The 17,065-nt window shown below is 72.3% G+C and carries 10 protein-coding genes and 1 pseudogene; 5 read left to right on the forward strand and 6 right to left on the reverse strand.

What is annotated here, in order from left to right; translation table 11 throughout:
* Positions 1-582: 582 nt before the first annotated feature.
* Complete coding sequence (locus MXD61_RS01045; protein WP_163547427.1) at positions 583-1,857, forward strand: RNA polymerase sigma factor; 1,275 nt, start codon at positions 583-585, stop codon at positions 1,855-1,857.
* A gap of 194 nt (positions 1,858-2,051) precedes the next feature.
* Here MXD61_RS01045 and MXD61_RS01050 read toward each other — a convergent pair whose 3' ends face one another.
* Positions 2,052-4,046 carry an acetoacetate--CoA ligase gene (locus MXD61_RS01050; protein ID WP_248811054.1) on the reverse strand — a complete coding sequence of 665 codons (1,995 nt, stop codon included), beginning with the start codon at positions 4,044-4,046 and terminating at the stop codon, positions 2,052-2,054.
* A gap of 242 nt (positions 4,047-4,288) precedes the next feature.
* Between MXD61_RS01050 and MXD61_RS01055 the strand changes: the two genes are divergently transcribed.
* Together MXD61_RS01055 and MXD61_RS01060 are read left to right on the forward strand one after the other, a co-directional pair.
* Positions 4,289-5,512 carry an acetoin utilization protein AcuC gene (locus MXD61_RS01055; protein WP_248811056.1) on the forward strand — a complete coding sequence of 408 codons (1,224 nt, stop codon included), beginning with the start codon at positions 4,289-4,291 and terminating at the stop codon, positions 5,510-5,512.
* Complete coding sequence (locus tag MXD61_RS01060; RefSeq protein ID WP_248810893.1) at positions 5,509-8,235, forward strand: GNAT family N-acetyltransferase; 2,727 nt, start codon at positions 5,509-5,511, stop codon at positions 8,233-8,235. Before MXD61_RS01055 ends, MXD61_RS01060 begins: the two co-directional genes overlap by 4 nt.
* 238 nt (positions 8,236-8,473) lie before the next feature.
* On the opposite strand, the pseudogene MXD61_RS01065 reads toward MXD61_RS01060, so the two are convergent.
* Positions 8,474-8,902 (reverse strand): annotated as a pseudogene (locus tag MXD61_RS01065) (response regulator); the annotation flags it as partial.
* A 324-nt stretch (positions 8,903-9,226) separates the two neighbouring features.
* On the opposite strand from MXD61_RS01065, the gene MXD61_RS01070 reads away from it, so the two are divergent.
* Both MXD61_RS01070 and fdxA read left to right on the forward strand, forming a co-directional pair.
* Positions 9,227-10,183 (forward strand): low temperature requirement protein A, encoded by a 957-nt coding sequence (locus MXD61_RS01070; RefSeq protein ID WP_248810896.1) that lies wholly within the window; start codon positions 9,227-9,229, stop codon positions 10,181-10,183.
* Between the two features lie 179 nt (positions 10,184-10,362).
* Positions 10,363-10,698, forward strand: coding sequence for a ferredoxin (fdxA, locus tag MXD61_RS01075; RefSeq protein WP_248810897.1), 336 nt, complete (start codon positions 10,363-10,365; stop codon positions 10,696-10,698).
* Positions 10,699-11,540: 842 nt separating this feature from the next.
* On the opposite strand, the gene MXD61_RS01080 is transcribed toward fdxA, so the two are convergent.
* The 4 genes from MXD61_RS01080 to MXD61_RS01095 all read right to left on the reverse strand — a co-directional run bounded on the left by MXD61_RS01080 (position 11,541) and on the right by MXD61_RS01095 (position 16,995).
* Positions 11,541-12,629: a 2-oxoacid:ferredoxin oxidoreductase subunit beta gene (locus MXD61_RS01080; protein ID WP_248810899.1), complete on the reverse strand. Its 1,089-nt coding sequence runs from the start codon at positions 12,627-12,629 to the stop codon at positions 11,541-11,543.
* Entirely contained in the window at positions 12,626-14,674 is a 2,049-nt protein-coding gene (locus MXD61_RS01085; RefSeq protein ID WP_248810901.1) for a 2-oxoacid:acceptor oxidoreductase subunit alpha, read from the reverse strand. Before MXD61_RS01085 ends, MXD61_RS01080 begins: the two co-directional genes overlap by 4 nt.
* A gap of 120 nt (positions 14,675-14,794) precedes the next feature.
* Complete coding sequence (locus tag MXD61_RS01090) at positions 14,795-16,168, reverse strand: cysteine desulfurase family protein (protein ID WP_248810903.1); 1,374 nt, start codon at positions 16,166-16,168, stop codon at positions 14,795-14,797.
* On the reverse strand, positions 16,165-16,995 hold the full coding sequence (locus MXD61_RS01095; protein WP_248810905.1) for a HesA/MoeB/ThiF family protein: 831 nt from the start codon (positions 16,993-16,995) through the stop codon (positions 16,165-16,167). Before MXD61_RS01095 ends, MXD61_RS01090 begins: the two co-directional genes overlap by 4 nt.
* Positions 16,996-17,065: the final 70 nt, after the last annotated feature.

Consider the following 17,065-nt stretch of genomic DNA (forward strand, 5'->3'; position numbering starts at 1 on the left):
TGGTAGGCCGCCCCGGGTGTGGCCCGCATTACCTGGGCGGGTGCGGACCGTGGCCGGTTCGGGTGGCGCCGCCGACACGCCGACGACATGCTGGGAGCAGACGGTCACGGGACGGCAGCGGGACAGCGGCGGGACAGTTCTCGGACGGTGCGAGGGCGCGCCCGGGTGGGGGTCGCCGTCCGGGGGAGTTGTCGGCACCTTGTGGTGGGGCGCACGCGCCGGAGCGGCTCGATGGCGGTAGCGAACCGGAAATGTGGCGCGCGCGGCAGTCGCCGTAAATTTCTCGCCATCCGTAATTATGGGACTACTCTTCGTTGAAGATGTGGGGTCGCGACGGGGGTCCGGGTACGCAAGACGGTCAAGATAGTTCGCTGAACACGCCACACGAGGGGATCTGACAGGTAGTCTTCGCGACAGCGGGTTCAGCGTCTCGAAGGCCAGGGTCTACACTGCCGGTAGGCCCGGCGATCGCTGATGTCCGGGTGCGCCCTGCACAGGGAATGGTTCCGCAGCATCGTTCGTTGCCTCCCTTGTGCACGGAAACAGACGTCCCACCCGCACCGACCATCGGATTTGCCACTGATGACGCTGCCTGCCCTGGACCTTGCCGAGCGTACCGACGAGAACCGCCCGCGTAGCCCGCGGCGTACTCGCCGGTCCGCCACCTCTGCCCGTACCTCTACCAGTCGCTCTCTGGCGGCCGTGTCCGATGACATCGACGAGCTTGACGTGAGCGCGGTCGCCGATGTCATCGCGCGCGGTCGCGAGGCCGGCGAGATCAGTCGTTCCGAGCTGAGGGACGCCCTCGAGGCCGCCGACATCGGCCTTGAGCTGCTCCCGGCGCTCATCGCGCGGCTGAACGCCGCCGGCGTCGAACTCCTCGAGGAGGAGGACGGCGAAGCGGCCGACGAGGTCACCGCCGCCACCCGCGCCACCGCCGAGCACGCCGGCACCGCGGATCTCGTGCGCATGTACCTGCGCGAGATCGGCAAGGTGCCGCTGCTCAACGCCGCTCAGGAAGTAGAGCTCTCCAAGCGGGTCGAGGCCGGCCTGTTCGCCGAGCACAAGCTGGAGGCCGTTCCCGAGCTCCCCGCGGATCTCCGCCGGGATCTGGCCCTGCTTGTCAAGGACGGGCACGCTGCCAAGCAGCAGCTCGTCTCGGCGAACCTGCGCCTGGTCGTCTCCGTCGCGAAGAAGTACAGCGGTCGCGGGATGACCCTGCTGGACCTGGTCCAGGAGGGCAACCTCGGCCTCATCCGCGCGGTGGAGAAGTTCGACTACGCCAAGGGCTACAAGTTCTCGACCTACGCGACCTGGTGGATCCGCCAGGCCATCGGCCGCGCGCTGGCCGACCAGGCCCGCACGATCCGCATCCCGGTCCACGTGGTCGAGCAGATCAACAAGATCACCCGGCTGCAGCGCCAGCTCGTCTCCACACTCGGTCGCGAACCGACCGACGAGGAGCTCGCGCTCGAGCTCGACATGCCGATCGAGCAGGTCGTCGAACTGCGCCGCTACGCGCAGGACACGGTCAGCCTGGAGACGTCCGTCGGTGACGACGGCGACTCCGTGCTCGGTGACTTCATCGAGGACTCGGACGCGACCTCGCCGGCCGACGCCGCCTCCTACGGCGCCATGCAGGACGAGATCGACAACGTGCTCGGTGGGCTCAACCCGCGGGAGCGGGAGGTGATGCGCCTGCGGTTCGGCCTGGCCGACGGCAAGCAGCACACCCTGGCCGAGGTGGGTAACCGCCTGGGGCTGACCCGTGAGCGCATTCGCCAGATCGAGCGGGACACGCTGCGCGAGCTGCGTAAGCCCGCGGTCGCCGGCCGGCTGCGCGAGTTCCTCGACTGATCGCCGACCGCCGGCACCACCCCCCGCCGGCGGTCGAGGTGATCCCCGCCCTGTGGCGGGCACGCGTTCGAGGTCTCGGGTGGCACCCGCCCGAAACCGCGGTGGAGGGTGACCGCGGCGCCGGGAGACCGATGGCAGCCGGATCTTCGCTGATCAGCAGCGAAGATCCGGCTTTTTGTCTGCCACCTGGCCGGCTACCGCGTGGGAGCCGGCCGGACACCCCGTCGGCGGGCGTCGGCGGCCGACGCGAACGCCACCAGCGCCTGTGGGTTGGCCACCGCGTCCAGGCTGACCACATCGGCCAGCGGCACGCCGGTGAGCAGCCGTTTGAGCGGAACCTCGAGTTTCTTGGCGGTGTGGGTGCGTGGCACGGCACCGATCTCGATGATCTCGTCGGGCACGTGTCGGGGGCTCAGTTCGGTGCGTAGCGCCGTGCGAATCCGCTCGGCGGTCCGCTCGGTCAGCCCCGGTTCGGCGAGCACCACGAACAGCAGGAGCCCGGCGTCATCCGCGGCGTCCGAGACGTCCACGGCGACACTGTCGAGCACCTCGGGGAGCGCTTCGACGACGCCGTAGAGCTCCGCCGTGCCGATCCGGACCCCGTGTCGGTTCAGCGTCGCATCCGAACGCCCCTCGACGACGGCCCCACCGGCGGCGGTGAAACGCACCCAGTCACCGTGTCGCCAGACCCCGGGATAGGCGGCGTAGTAGGTCTCCCGCAGCCGGTCACCGCCGGGATCATTCCACAGGGCCACCGGCATCGACGGCATCGGCGCGGTCACCACGAGCTCGCCGACCTCGCCGACCAGCGGTGTGCCCGCGGCGTCGAAGGCCACGGCGGCGCAGCCCAGCGCCCGGCCGCTGATCTCCCCGGCGAGCACCGGCTGGGTGGGCAGGCCGGCCAGCAGCGCCGTGCACACGTCGGTGCCGCCGCTGATCGAGGACAGCAGCACGTCCGCGCGCACCGCGTCGTACACCCACGCGTAGCCCGACGGCGACAGCGGCGAGCCGGTCGACCCGATCGTGCGCAGCAGGGAGAGGTCCGCGTTCTGGCCGGGTACCAGCCCGGCGTCCCGGCAGGCGTGCAGATAGGCGGCGGAGGTGCCGAGCACGGTGAGCTCCAGCGCCTCGGCGAGCCCGAACTGGGTGCCGAGCGTCGGATAGCCCGGCGCGCCGTCGTAGAGCACCACGGTGGCGCCGACCAGCAGGCCGGAGATGAGGAAGTTCCACATCATCCAGCCGGTCGTGGTGAACCAGCAGTAGCGGTCGTCCGGGCCGACGTCCAGATGCAGGGCGAGGGCCTTGAGATGTTCGAGCAGGATGCCGCCATGCCCGTGGACGAGGGCCTTGGGCGGGCCGGTGGTACCCGAGGAGAACAGGATCCACAGCGGGGCGTCGAAGGCGACGCGGGTGAAGGTGAGCTCGCCGGGGTCGGTGGCGAGAAGTTCGTCCCAGGTGAGCAGGTTCGCCACACCGGCCTCCCGGGCGCGGGTGTAGGCGTCGGGTGCCAGGTAGGGCACGATCACCGTCGCGGCGAGGTCCGGCAGGTCCGCGGCGACGGCGGCCAACGCCCCCACCGTGTCGTAGGCGCGGCCGCGGTGGCTGTAACCGTCGACGCCCACCAGCACCGTGGGTGAGATCTGGGCCAGGCGGGCGGCCAGCGCCGTCGGGCCGAGCTCGGGGGAGCAGGACGACCACACCGCTCCGATGCTCGCCGTGGCCAGCATCGCGACCGCCGCGTAGACGGTGTTCGGCAGCACCGCGCCGACCCGGTCGCCCTCGGTGACGCCCAGGGCACGTAGCCCCGCGGCGGCGCGGGCGACCTGGCGGCGCAGTTCGTCCCAGGACACGACGGCGGTGGCGCCGTCCTCGCGCACGCCGATGAGGGCGGCGGCCGGGCCACGGCGGGTCAGCGCGTTCTCGGCGTAGTTCACCCGTGCGCCCGGGAACCAGCTGGCGCCGGGCATCGCGGGGTCGGCCAGTGCCGGACCCGGGCCGCGGTCACCGACGGCGGCGCAGAACTCCCAGATCGACTCCCAGAAGGCGCCGAGTTCGTCGACGGACCATCGCCACAGGGCGGCGTCGTCGTCGAGGACCACCCCGCGTTCCTGTGCGAGCCAGTCCCGGTAGTGCGTCACTACCGCCTGCCTGGCCCGTTCGGGGGAGGGACGCCACAGCGGTGCGCCCAGTGGTGTCCGGGACGGGGCGTCGGGCTGGTGGGCCTCCCCGTCGGCCGTCGCCGTGAGCGGTACTGATCCGTCAGCTGCCACGGGCAATGACCCTAGGGTATTTCCGTTGGGCACACGGCGAGGCGGCCGGCGTGCGCGCCCCCGACCCACCTCGCCCGCCACCCTCGCCGGCCGCACCGACGGCCCGCACCGTCCGCGTGCGGCTGCCCGACAACGCCCGTTGGGGCTACCGTCGAGGCGTGATGGTGCCGACGCTGCTGGCCTGGGATCCCGCGATGGCCCGCTACGACTTCGGGCCGCAGCATCCGCTGCACCCGGTGCGACTGGGCCTGACCATGGACCTGGCCGGGCAGCTGGGTGTGCTCGACGCCGCCGGGGTGCAGGTCGCCGCCCCCAGCCTCGCACCCGACGACCTGCTCGAACTCGTCCATGATCCGGCTTATGTCGCCGCGGTACGGGTCGCCCCCGAACCGGTGCACGCCCGCCTCGCCGCCCGTTTCGGGCTGGGCGGCAGTGACAATCCGGTGTTCGCCCGGATGCACGAGGCCGCGGCGCTGATCACCGGTGGGACGCTCGACGCCGCCCGGGCGGTGTGGGGTGGCCCGCCGCGGCACGCGGTCGCCATCGCCGGTGGGCTGCACCACGCGATGCCCGGGGCGGCCAGCGGCTTCTGCGTCTACAACGATCCGGCGGTCGCGATCGCCTGGCTGCTGTCGGCCGGCGTCGACCGGGTCGCCTACGTCGACATCGACGTCCACCACGGCGATGGTGTGCAGGCCGCGTTCTACGACGACCCGCGGGTGCTCACGATCTCGCTGCACCAGTCGGGGCACAGCCTGTTCCCCGGCACCGGATTCCCCGAGGAGTCCGGTGGGCCGCAGGCGGCGGGCAGCGCCGTGAACGTCGCGCTGCCGGCGGGCACCCGCGACGCGGGCTGGCTGCGCGCGTTCTCCGGGGTCGTGCCGGTGCTGCTGCGCGCGTTCCGGCCGCAGGTGCTCGTCACCCAGCATGGCTGTGACACCCACAGCCTCGATCCGTTGGCCGATCTGGAGCTGTCGGTGGACGGGCAGCGTGCCTCCTACGAGGCGCTGCACACGCTGGCCCATGATCTGTGCGAGGGCCGCTGGCTGGCCTGCGGCGGCGGCGGGTACGCGCTGGACGCGGTGGTGCCCCGGGCCTGGACGCAGCTGCTCGCGATCGCCGCGCACCATCCGCTCGAACCCAGCGAGGTGCTTCCGGTGCAGTGGCGCGCCGCCGCGCCGGAACGGGTCCGGGCGGCCACCGGTCTCGAGTCGGTCGGCTCCGTCAACGGCATGCCGCGCACCCTCGGGGACGGCGCGAGCGTGCGCTACCGGCCCTGGGACGCCGGTGACGGCGACCCGGACAGTCCGCTGGACCGGGCGGTCGCCCGGACCCGCCTCGAGGTGCTGCCGCTGCACGGCCTCGACCCGTCGCGCGACCGGTGAGCGACCCCGTACCGCCGGTGGTCTATCCGGCCGAATGGGAAGCCGACGTCATCCTGACCGACGGCGGGACGGCCCACATCCGGCCGATCCTGCCCTCGGACGGGCCGCTGCTACGGGCGTTCTGGACCAGACTCTCCCCGCAGACGATCTACTACCGCTACTTCGCCGCCCGCCGATCCCTGACCGACGAGGACATCCACCGGATGACCGTGGTCGACCAGCGTCGCCGCGGCGCCCTCGTCGCGATGATCGGCGACGATCTGGTCGCGCTCGCGCACTGGGAGGGGGCGGCGTCCGGGCCGGGTGAGGCCGAGATCGCGTTCCTGGTCCAGGACGACCAGCAGGGCCGTGGGTTCGGGTCGATCCTGCTCGAGCACCTGGCGGCCGCCGCGCGTGACCGCGGGGTGCGCCGGTTCGACGCGGACGTGCTCAGCGAGAACCGGCAGATGATCCGGGTGTTCATCGAAGCCGGCTACACGGTGGCGCGGACGTTCGACTACGGCGCGGTGCGGCTGTCGTTCGAGATCGCGCCGACCGAACGGTCCGTCGACGTGATGCGGGCCCGCGAGCACCGGGCGGAGGCGGCCTCCATCCGCCGGCTGCTGCATCCACGGGCGATCGCCGTGCTCGGCGCGGGCCGTTCCACCGGATCGGTCGGCAACGCGGTGCTGCGCCATCTGCTCGCCGGTGGCTTCGACGGCCCGGTGTACCCGGTCAACCCCGCCGCCGCGGCCGCCGGCACCTCGGTCGCCTCCATCCGGGCCTTCGCGAGCATCGCCGACGTGCCCAGACCGGTGGACCTGGCCGTGGTGTGCGTGCCGCCGGGGGCGGTGCCCGGGGTCGTCGCGGCCTGCGGGCTGGCCGGCGTCTGGGGCATCGTGGTGATCACCGACCAGCGCGACGACGCCGCCGACGAGATGCTCGTCGCCGAGGCGCGCGCCGATGGCATGCGGGTGGTGGGGCCGGCGAGCATGGGTGTGCAGAACCCGCGCGCCGGCCTGAACGCGAGCATGGTCCCGTGGATGCCGCCGGCCGGTCGGATCGGCTGCTACGCGCAGTCCGGTCCGTTCGGCGGGGCGATCATCGAGACCGCGGCGGCACGCGGGGTGGGGCTCTCCGGCTTCGTCTCCGCCGGTGACCGCGGTGACGTCAGCGGCAACGACCTGCTCCAGTACTGGGAGGAGGACGACGCCACCAGCGCGGTGATCATGCACCTGGAGACGTTCGGCAACCCACGCAAGTTCGTCCGCCTCGCCCGCCGGGTGGGCCGGCGCAAGCCGGTGGTGACGGTCTACTCGGGACGTTCCGTGCTCGACGACGCCCTGTTGCGCCAGGCCGGCGTGATCGGCGTCGACCGGCTCTCCCAGGCCTTCGACGTCGCCCTGCTGGTGACCTCCCAGCCGCTGCCGGCCGGTCGGCGGGTGTGTGTCGTCGGGGACTCACGGGCCCTGGTGCGCCTGACCGCACGGGCCGCGGGCGCCGCGGGCCTGCACGCCGAGGAGGTGCTGCTGCCCGCCGACGGCGACCCGGCGATGTTCGCCGCCGCCCTGGTCGACGCCGCGGGTCGGGCCGACGCGCTGATCGTGGCGGTGGTGCAGCTTCCCGTCGCCTCACCCACCTCGGCCCTGGACGGGCTGGCCCGGGCGGTCGGGCGGATCGAGGTGCCGGTGCTGGCCGCGATGCGCGGGGTCGCGCTCCCGGAGAGCCTGACCGGTGTCCCCGCCTACCCGTCCCCGGAGGCGGCGGTGGCGGCGCTACGCCGCGTCGTCGGCTACGCCGAGTGGCGGTCCCGGCCCGGGGGTGTCGTGCCGACCCTGCCCGGCCTGCCGACACGCGCCGAGGACGTCCGGGCCGTGCTCACCGCGCCCGAGGTCGCCGCGCCGGTCGGTGAGCCCGGCGCGTCCCGGCGGCTCTCCGACGAGCGGGCCACGGCGCTGCTCGCCCTCTACGGCATCACGGTGCTCGCGGCGCCGGTGGTCACCTCGGCGACGGAGGCGGTGGCGGCCGCCGACGCGCTCGGGTACCCGGTGGTACTCAAGTCGCTGGCCCAGCCCTACCGCCACCGGCCCGACCTGCGCGGCCAGCGCCTGGACCTGGCCGACGCGGCCGCCGTGCGCGGCGCCTGGGAGTCGCTGCGGGCCCAGCTCGGCCCGGGGTCGCCGCTGGCCGTGCAGCCGATGGCACCGGCGGGGGTGCCGGTCGTCGTCGGCTCGGAGGAACATCCCCGTTACGGACCGCTGGTGTCCTTCGGTCTGTCCGGTCCCGCCACCAATCTGCTCGGTGACCGTGCGCATCACATCCTGCCGCTGACCGACGTGGACGCCGCCGAACTGGTCCGCACGGTGCGGGCCGCACCGCTACTGCTCGGCTACCGCGGCGCGCAGCCGTTGGACGTCGCGGCGCTCGAGGATCTGCTCCTGCGGGTGGGGCGGCTGGCCGACGATCTGCCCGACGTGGTCAGTCTCACGCTCGATCCGGTCGTCGTGTCGACGGTGGGGCTGACCGTGCTGTCCAGCGAGATCGTCATCGGGCCGTCGGTACCCCGGGCAGACGTCGGGCCACGTCGTTTCTGGACGCCGGCCCTGCCGGTCGAGGATGGCGCGGCGCCCACCGGCAACCCGCGGCGTCCCGCGCCCGAGGCGCTGCCGCCCGCCGCCGGACCGGCGCCGACCTGGGGCGGTTCTGCACAACATGGTCACACCGGCCACAATCGTCTCCCATGACGTCGCCGCACTCCGAGCAGCCCCCCGTCTGGCCGGCTTCCGGAGCATTCGGGGGTCCCCACCGCGAGCCCGGATGGCCGGTTCGGGCCATGGATGTGATCGGGTCCGGGGGACCCGGTCCGGGGTCGACCGGACGGGTGCCCGCGGGTAACCCCGAGCCGGGTCCGGCGGCGGCACCCTCGATCTCCGCCGCGGCGTCAGCGGCGGGCCCCCCCCCCCCCGCCCCCGCCCCCCCCCCCACCACGGTGACGAAGAAGTCGTCGATGGAGCGGATGTCGTCGACGAACCGGTCGAAGTCGACCGCCTTGGTGACGTAGGCGTTGGCGTGCAGCTGGTAGCTGCGTTCGATGTCCTCGGCCGCGTCCGACGTCGTGAGCATCACGACCGGGATACGGCGCAGCCGCTCGTCCGCCTTGATCTCGGCGAGCACCTCGATGCCGCTGCGGCGCGGCAGATTGAGGTCAAGCAGGACCAGGTCGGCGTTGGGCATGTCGGCGAACGGCTCCTCATGGCGCAGGAACGCGAGCGCCTCGTCACCGTCGTTCACCACATGGAGGTTGCCGCCGATCCGCTCGTCGGCGAACGCCTCCCGGGCCATCAGGACATCGCCCGGGTCGTCCTCGACCAGCAGGACATCGAACGAGTGGGGCAGCAGACTGGTGGTCACAGGCGCACCTCGCGGTTCGAAGCCACGTCGGGATCAGACAGTGGGGGAAGGGCGGAGAAGACGAGATGAGCAGGCAGCGGGGGCAGACCCACGGCCGGGCGGGAACCAGTCCTGTCACCGAGCCCGTGGCCAGGCCCGCGATCTGGATGCACGGAACCAGGGTGAGCTGACGTTACGCCCTGCGCCGTCGCTTGTCGCCCCCTTGGTGTATCCCCGCGCGGGGGCAGCCGGTAGCTTCCGGTCATGACGACGCAGGCGGGCCGGAGTGGACATCGCCCCTGGTACCGGCCCATGCGGCCGCGATCAGTCACCGAGGATCATCGAGTGGCGACACCGCTGGAGTTGCTGTTCGACCTCTGTTTCGTGGTCGCGGTCGCCCAGGCGTCGACGAAGCTGCACCACGCGCTGAGCGAGGGGCACGCGGGCAGCGGCGTCGCTGCCTTCGGCTGCGTGTTCTTCGCGATCTGGTGGGCGTGGATGAACGTCACCTGGTTCGCCTCCGCCTACGACGTGGACGACGTCCCCTACCGTCTCGCCATGTTCGTCCAGGTCATCGGGGTGCTCGTGCTCGCCGCGGGGGTGCCGCGGGCCTTCGACGACCACGACTTCGCCATCGTGACCCTCGGTTATGCGGTGATGCGGATCGGCCTGGTGGCCCAGTGGCTGCGCGCCGCCCGTGGCGCCGGACCGGACGGAGCGCGCACCGCCCGCGCCTACGCGCTCGGGATCTCCCTGTGCATGGTCGGCTGGGCGTTGCTGCTGCTCCTACCGGACGCCGGCTGGGCCCCCGGCTTCGCCGTGATGGTGCTCGCCGAACTCGCGGTACCGATCCTCGCCGAGCGACGTGGCCAAACGCCCTGGCATCCGCACCACATCGCCGAGCGATACGGCCTGTTCACGATCATCGTGCTGGGTGAGTCGATCCTGTCTGCGACGGTCGCCGTCCAGGTCGCGCTGGACGAGCACGAACTGGGCGCCGCCCTGTTCGCCGTGGCGGGCGGCGGCCTGCTGATCGTCTTCGCGATGTGGTGGGTGTACTTCGCCCGGCCGGCGCACGAGGTGCTGGTGTCGAGCGCGGCCGCCTTCCGGTGGGGGTACGGCCACTACTTCGTGTTCGCGTCGGCGGCGGCCGTCGGCGCCGGCCTCGCGGCACTGGTCGACCAGATCAGCCACCACAGCGAACTCGGCGCCCTGGCCGCCGTCGCCACCGTGGCCGTACCGGTCGCCGTCTTCCTGGCCGCCGTCACCCTCCTGCACGGCAACCCACTGACCAGGAAATAGGGCGTCCCCCGGCGACCATCCCCGGTCTTTTCCCGGCCCGGCAGCGCCTCGAACATGTTTTCCGGGCGGCCGTCACCACCTTTACTCTTCCTTTACAGCCACATCGGCCCATCCGGCGGACGGGCTGTTACTGTTTGCCTGGAAGCCGCAAGTTCCGGCGCACCGTGGAGAAGGCACTCATGACGTTCGTCGTCACGTCAGCCTGTATCGACGTGAAGGACACCGGCTGTGTGAGCGAGTGCCCCGTGGACTGTATCTACGAGGGCGACCGGAAGCTGTACATCCATCCGGATGAGTGCATCGACTGCGGGGCCTGTGCGGCCGCCTGCCCCGTTGACGCGATCATGAACCTGAAACTGGTTCCGGAGGGGGAAGCCGAGTTCATCGCGGACGAGGCTCGCTTTTTCCACACCCTTCTACCGGGGCGTAACACACCCGTCGGCACTCCGGGTGGCGCGGGGAAGATCGGCCCGCTCAGGGTCGACACCCCTTTCGTCGCCGCCTACGAGCGCTGATGGCACAGACCGCCGGCGAAGGCTGACGCGGCCACGGCGTCAGCGGGACCGCCGGCTACGGCCGGTGCCCAGGACCACCCCCGTCCGGGCACCGGCCTTTCAATCGTCTCCCTTTCGGGCATTTCTTCGCGAGCCCCGTACCGCCAACCCCGTCCTACCACCCCAGGATTGCCACCCACACATCAGCGGCCGTTCCACGAAGGCCGTTTCCTCCGGTGGTCACCCGCGACCCGCGTGACGTTTCCGTGGAACGCACCTCGTGAAAAGCGAGCCACGCCGCACACCATGATCCCGGGCCACGTGTCGCACGATGCACGATTTCCCGCGCGCGGCACCTTCCCCGGCCGCGGCCGTGAGACGCGTGATTCCCCGTATCCGGCACGTTCTCCGACGGCGCCCCCCGTACGCGGTGTTTCGAACGTCCAAAAGGCCGGGACGGTGCCGCGGTGTGTCCGTTCGCCGATGTCACCCGCGACACAGATGCCCCGGCGGACCACCCCGGCGGACGTACCCGATTCCCCCAGGCCCGCGCCGACACACCCACGGTCGCGGGCCGAGAACGTCGGGGAGGGCTGATCGGCCGCGGGCCTCGGGCCGAGGGTTGTTCGGCCGCCTGCCGAGGGTTGTTCGGCGTGTCGAGGCCGAGATTCTCGAACATCCCTCGGCATTGCACGATCACCCCTGCGGGCAGGCCCGCGAGCAGGTCGGGGAGGGTGAAGGAGCAGGGATTACCGGACAACAGAGGGGATCAGGCCATGGGAACAGCTGGCCTGATCCCCTCGCTGCGCTCGACGGGCGGTCCGCCCGGCCGCCCGTCACGCTCCGGTCAGGGGCACAGGCCCCTAACCGGCGACCACCCAGGAGTCGGAGCCGGTGAGCAGGGAGCGCAGCTCACCACGTCCACCGGGCCGGGCCGTAGCCAGACGCTCCTGGAAGAGTTGATCGAAACTGGGCTGGGACACCGAGCGGTAGACACCGATCGGCGCCTCGCCGAGGGCCGTCTCCGCGAGGCGGGACAGCGCGTAGGCATAGGTGGAGTTCTGGGTGCCGGGGTCGTGGACGACCACCCGGGGGTCGCCACCGTTACCGACGACGAGCTCACCGGTGTTCGGGTCGCGGACGATGCCCCACTGGTCGTTCGGGCCGAAGACGATCGGCAGTCCGGGGGACAGTCGGATCGGTCCGAGCTCGGGCGACGCGGGGTCGTTCTCGGTGGTGGCATCACCCGAGCCACGCGGCTGGCGAGGGATGTTGTTGAACGTCGGGCAACCCTGACGGATCTCGATCAGGGCGGCGCCCTTGTGGGCGGCCGCGGCGGTCAGGGTCGCGGTCAGGTGCCGCCGGTCGGTGTCGATGGTGCGGGCCACGAAGGTGGCGCCGGCGCCCAGGGCGAGCGCGATCGGGTTGAACGGATAGTCCAGCGAGCCGTGCGGGCTCGACGGGCTGACCGTGCCGACCTTGGACGCGGGCGAGAACTGGCCCTTGGTCAGACCGTAGATGTGGTTGTTGAACAGCAGGATCTTGAGGTTCACGTTGCGGCGCAGCGCGTGGATCAGGTGGTTGCCACCGATCGAGAGCGCGTCGCCGTCACCGGTGACGACCCAGACCGACAGGTCGGGGCGGTTGATGGAGACACCGGTCGCGAACGTCGGGGCCCGCCCGTGGATGGAGTGGATGCCGTAGGTGTCGAGGTAGTAGGGCAGCCGCGAGGAACAGCCGATGCCCGACACCACCACGGTGTTCTCGGGGGCCACGCCGAGTGCGGGCAGCAGGCCCCGCATCGTCGACAGGATCGCGTGGTCACCGCAGCCGGGGCACCAGCGGACCTCGTTGGCGGTGGTGAAGTCGGCGACCGTGGGGGCCCGCCGGCCGGCGGTGCCCGCCGGCTCCTCGGCGCGCGCGGCGCCCTCGGTCTCGCCTGTAGGGCTCATCGTCCTGCCTCCCGAGTCGCGTCGCTGTGGGTAACGGTGGTCCTGCCGCCGACGCCGGCCTTGGCCGCGGTCAGGCGCGCGGTGACGTCACCGACGACCTTCGCCGCGCCGTTGCCGCCGACGGCGGCCTGCTCGGGGGTGTCGTCGGCGTCGACGACGCCCTGGATCACCCGGGTGATGACGGAGGCGAGCTCCGACACCTGGAACGGCATACCGCGGGTCTGGTTGTAACCGACGGTGTCGATCAGGGTCTCCCGGCGCAGGTGGCCGGCGAGCTGCCCCAGGTTCATCTCGGGGACGAGCACGGTGTGGTACTCCGAGAGCACCGATGCCAGGTTCGCCGGCAGCGGGGCGAGGTGACGCAGGTGCGCCTGGGCGACCTTCAGCCCGTCGGCACGCACCTGGCGGCACGCCTCACCGATGGGGCCCCAGGTCGAGCCCCAGCCGATCACGAGGACGTCCGCACCGGAGCCGGGCGGGCCGGCGGGGTCGTCCACCTCGAGCGGCGGGACGTCCACGCCGTCGATCTTGGACTGGCGGGTGCGGATCATCAGGTCGTGGTTGTCCGCGTCATAGGACACCGCGCCGGTGAGGTCCTGCTTCTCCAGGCCACCGATGCGATGGGCCAGGCCCGGGGTGCCGGGGATCGCCAGCGGCCGGGCGAGGGTCGCCGGGTCACGGGCGTAGGGCAGGAACACCGGGTTGCCGACCTCGTCGACCGCGTTCGGCTCGGTGGCGAGCTCGATGCCGAGTTCGGGCAGCTCGTCGAGTTCGGGCACCCGCCACGGCTCGCTGCCGTTGGCGATGTAGGAGTCCGACAGCAGGATCACCGGGGTGCGGTAGGCCAGCGCGATCCGGGCGGCCTCGAGCGCCGAGGCGAAACCGTCCGCGGGCGAACGGGCCGCGATCACCGGCAGCGGCGCCTCGCCGTGGCGGCCGTAGAGCGCCTGCAGCAGGTCGGACTGCTCGGTCTTGGTCGGCAGACCGGTGGACGGGCCACCGCGCTGCACGTTGACGATGACCAGCGGCAGTTCCATGATCACAGCGAGGCCGATGGCCTCGGACTTCAACGCCATGCCGGGTCCGGAGGTGACGGTGACGCCGAGCATCCCGGCGAACGACCCGCCGATCGCCGCACCGATCGCGGCGATCTCGTCCTCGGCCTGGAACGACCGTACGTCGTAGGACGTGAGCAGGGACAGCTCGTGCAGCACCTCGGAGGCCGGGGTGATCGGGTAGGCGCCGAGGAACAGCGGCATCCCCGCCTGGTGGGCGGCGGCGACCAGGCCGTACGCGATGCCCTTGTTGCCCTTCATGTGCCGATAGGTGCCCGGCGGCAGGGCCGCCGGCTTCACCTCGTAGACAGTGGCGAAGGCCTCGGTGGTCTCACCGTAGATCCACCCGGCGCGCAGCGCCGCGATGTTCGCGGCCTGCACGTCCGGCTTGGACGCGAAGCGCTTGCGCAGGTAGTCGGCGGTGTCCTCGATCGGCTGGGAGAACATCCAGGACACCAGGCCGAGCGCGTACATGTTCTTCGTGCGCGCCGCGTCCTTGCGCTTGAGGTTGTGGTCGGCGACGGCGGCGGAGGCGAGCCCGGTCAGGTTGATCGCGAACAGCTGGTAGGAGTCCAGCGATCCGTCGGTCAGCGGGTCGACCTCGTAGCCGGCCTTGTCCAGACCCAGCTCGGTGAACGAGTCGGTGTCCAGGATGATGACGCCGCCGGGGCGCAGCTCGGTGATGTTGGCCCGCAGCGCCGCCGGGTTCATCGCGATGAGGACGTCCGGCTGGTCGCCGGGGGTGGTGATGTCATGGTCGGCGATGTGCAGCTGGTAGCTGGACACACCGGCCACGGTCCCCGATGGGGCCCGGATCTCCGCCGGATAGTTCGGCAGGGTCGCCACGTCGTTACCGATCGCGGCGGCCTGGGCGCCGAACCGGTCACCGGTGAGCTGCATTCCGTCGCCGGAGTCGCCGGCGAAACGGATCACCACGTTCTCCAGTCGTCTGACCCCGTCGGGCCGCTCGGGCAACTGGTCGGTGGGCATGGGAGACCTCATCTCTGGCGTCGCGACCTGCGCGCCGTTCGTCCGGGCTCGAAGGCCCGCGGGTCAAGCCGCGGACGTGACGGCGAGTCCGGCGGCGCCGATCGGTGGTGCGTCGGTGGATCAGGGCAAGGCGGATCGTGGGACGGGTAGTTCGGGGAACTGGCCGTTGCCCGGGTTGGCGAGGCCTCGCGGGTCCGGCGGCAACCCGCGTCCCGCGAGCTCGCCGGACGTACCTGGCTGACCGCTGACGGCCAGGTCACCGGACGCGGTGGCGTGCAGGGAGTGCACCCGCAGCACCGCGCGGGCCACCGCCGCCGCGGCGGTGTGGATCTGGTCGACCGTGGTGAACCGGCCGACGCTGAACCGCAGGCTCTCCCGGGCGGCGGCCGCCGAGCGCCCCATCGCCAGCAGCACCGGCGATGGTTCGTCCGCCCCGCCGTGGCAGGCCGAACCCGCGGACACCGCGACATCGGGCAGGCAGGCCAGCACCGCGTCGGCGTCGGCGCCGACGAACCGCAGACTCAGCGTGTTCGGCAGCCGCACCAGCCCGGGCCGTCGGCTGGCGTCCTCGCGGGGACCGTTGACCTCGATGGCGTCCGCGCCGAGCCAGCCGACCAGCTGGTCGTAGAGCAGGTCGGTCTGCGCCCGGGTCCGGACCGCCTCGTCGGCGAACACCGCGGCGGCGATCCGGGCCGCCGCGCCGAACCCGACGATGCCGGGGGTGTTCAGGGTGCCCGAACGCAGGCCGCGCTCCTGACCGCCGCCGTGCAGCAGCGGGGAGAGCCGTCCCCGGGCCGACCGGGAGGCGATCAGCACGCCGACGCCCTTCGGGCCGTACACCTTGTGCGCGGAGGCGACCGCGAGGTCGATGCCCGTCTCGGCGACGGCGACCGGAATCCGGCCGAACGCCTGGGTGACGTCGCACAGGAACAGCGCGCCGACCTCCTGGGCGAACGCGGCCACCGGCCGTGGGTCGGTGAGCGCGCCCGTCTCGTTGTTCGCCGCCATCACCGCGACCAGCGCCACCTGGCCGCCGGCCGGCATCGGACCGCGCGCCGACGCCGGCCCCCCGACCGGCAACGGCCGCAGCAGTGCCCGCAGGTGGGCGAGGTCGAGGCTGCCGTCGGGCCGCACCCGGATGGTCTGCACGCTGCCACCGAAACGTTCGGCGGCGGCGTGCGCGGCCCCCAGGATCGCCGGATGCTCGGTCGCCCCGACCAGCACCCGTCGGGCGTCCGGCGGGGCGGTGGCGAGCACCCCGTGGATGGCGAGGTTCGCCGCCTCCGTCGCCCCGCTGGTGAACACGATGTCGCGGGGCCGGGCGCCGGCGAGGGTGGCGATGTCACGGCGGGCCGCCTCGACCAGCCGGGCGACGGACTCCCCCGCCGGATGCCGGCTCGCCGGGTTCGCGTAGTGCTCACGCAGCAGTGGCAGCATCGCGGTGAGGACCTCCGGGTCGACCGGGGTCGTCGCGTTGTGGTCCAGGTAGATCATTGCGGGCCCGGCCCGCAGTCGGGGCAGTGCGGGTCGCGCCGGGTCCGCAGGGCGCGCAGGTCGACGTCCCACAGGTCCAGGTGGATGAGCCGGCCGACCGCGGGCTCGGCGAACCCGCCGGCGATCTTGAGCGCTTCGGTGGCCGCCAGGCAGCCGACGGTGCCGGCGACCGAACCGAGCACCGGGAAGCCCAACGGCTCCCAGGACGGGTCCCCCTCGGGGAACACGCACCGCAGGCACGGCTCCCCCGGCCGCACCACCAGCAGGGACGCCTCGGTGGCGTTCATCGCCGCGATGACCAGCGGCACCGCGGAACGCACGCACAGCCGGTTGATCAGATACCGCTCGGGGAAGTTGTGCCGGGCGTCGACGACGACGTCGGCCCGGGCGATCAGCTCGGGCACCGCCTCGTCGTCCAGTGGCCGGTCGAGGGCGACGACCTCGACCGCCGGATGATGCGCCCGCAGCGTGTCCGCGGCGTTGTGCACCCGGGAGCGCCCCACCCGGTCCGGACGCATCAGCGTCTGCCGGTTGAGGTCGGGCTCCTCCAGGTCACCGGGATGCACCAGGATGAGCCGGCCGACTCCGGCGGCGGCCAGGTAGGTCGCCGCCGCCCCACCGACCCCGCCCACCCCGGCCACCAGCACCGTCGCCTGGCTCAGCCGCCGCTGGGCGGCGACCCCGAAGCCAGGGATGATCATCTGCCGGTCGTAGCGACGGGTCGCCTCCGACCCGGGCGGGGCCGTCTGCACGGGCACCGCCCGCGCCGACGGGCCCGGACACATCGTGCGTAGCAGCGGGTGGGGGTGGGACCGGGCTGTGACCATCGTGCGCTCCGCGGATTCGGCAGGACGGATGACGGATGAGGGATGACCGACGTCGGCGGCCAGGTGTTCG

Source organism: Frankia sp. AgPm24 (assembly GCF_023243055.1).
In the GTDB taxonomy this organism is placed as follows: Bacteria; Actinomycetota; Actinomycetes; order Frankiales; family Frankiaceae; genus Frankia; species Frankia umida.

Bases quoted from the DNA above. Each gene is read 5' to 3' on its own strand.
- MXD61_RS01045 (WP_163547427.1), top strand. From the start codon at position 583: ATGACGCTGCCTGCCCTGGACCTTGCCGAGCGTACCGACGAGAACCGC.
- MXD61_RS01055 (WP_248811056.1), top strand. From the start codon at position 4,289: ATGGTGCCGACGCTGCTGGCCTGGGATCCCGCGATGGCCCGCTACGAC.
- fdxA (WP_248810897.1), top strand. From the start codon at position 10,363: ATGACGTTCGTCGTCACGTCAGCCTGTATCGACGTGAAGGACACCGGC.
- MXD61_RS01080 (WP_248810899.1), bottom strand. From the start codon at position 12,629: ATGAGCCCTACAGGCGAGACCGAGGGCGCCGCGCGCGCCGAGGAGCCG.
- MXD61_RS01085 (WP_248810901.1), bottom strand. From the start codon at position 14,674: ATGCCCACCGACCAGTTGCCCGAGCGGCCCGACGGGGTCAGACGACTG.
- MXD61_RS01090 (WP_248810903.1), bottom strand. From the start codon at position 16,168: ATGATCTACCTGGACCACAACGCGACGACCCCGGTCGACCCGGAGGTC.
- MXD61_RS01095 (WP_248810905.1), bottom strand. From the start codon at position 16,995: ATGGTCACAGCCCGGTCCCACCCCCACCCGCTGCTACGCACGATGTGT.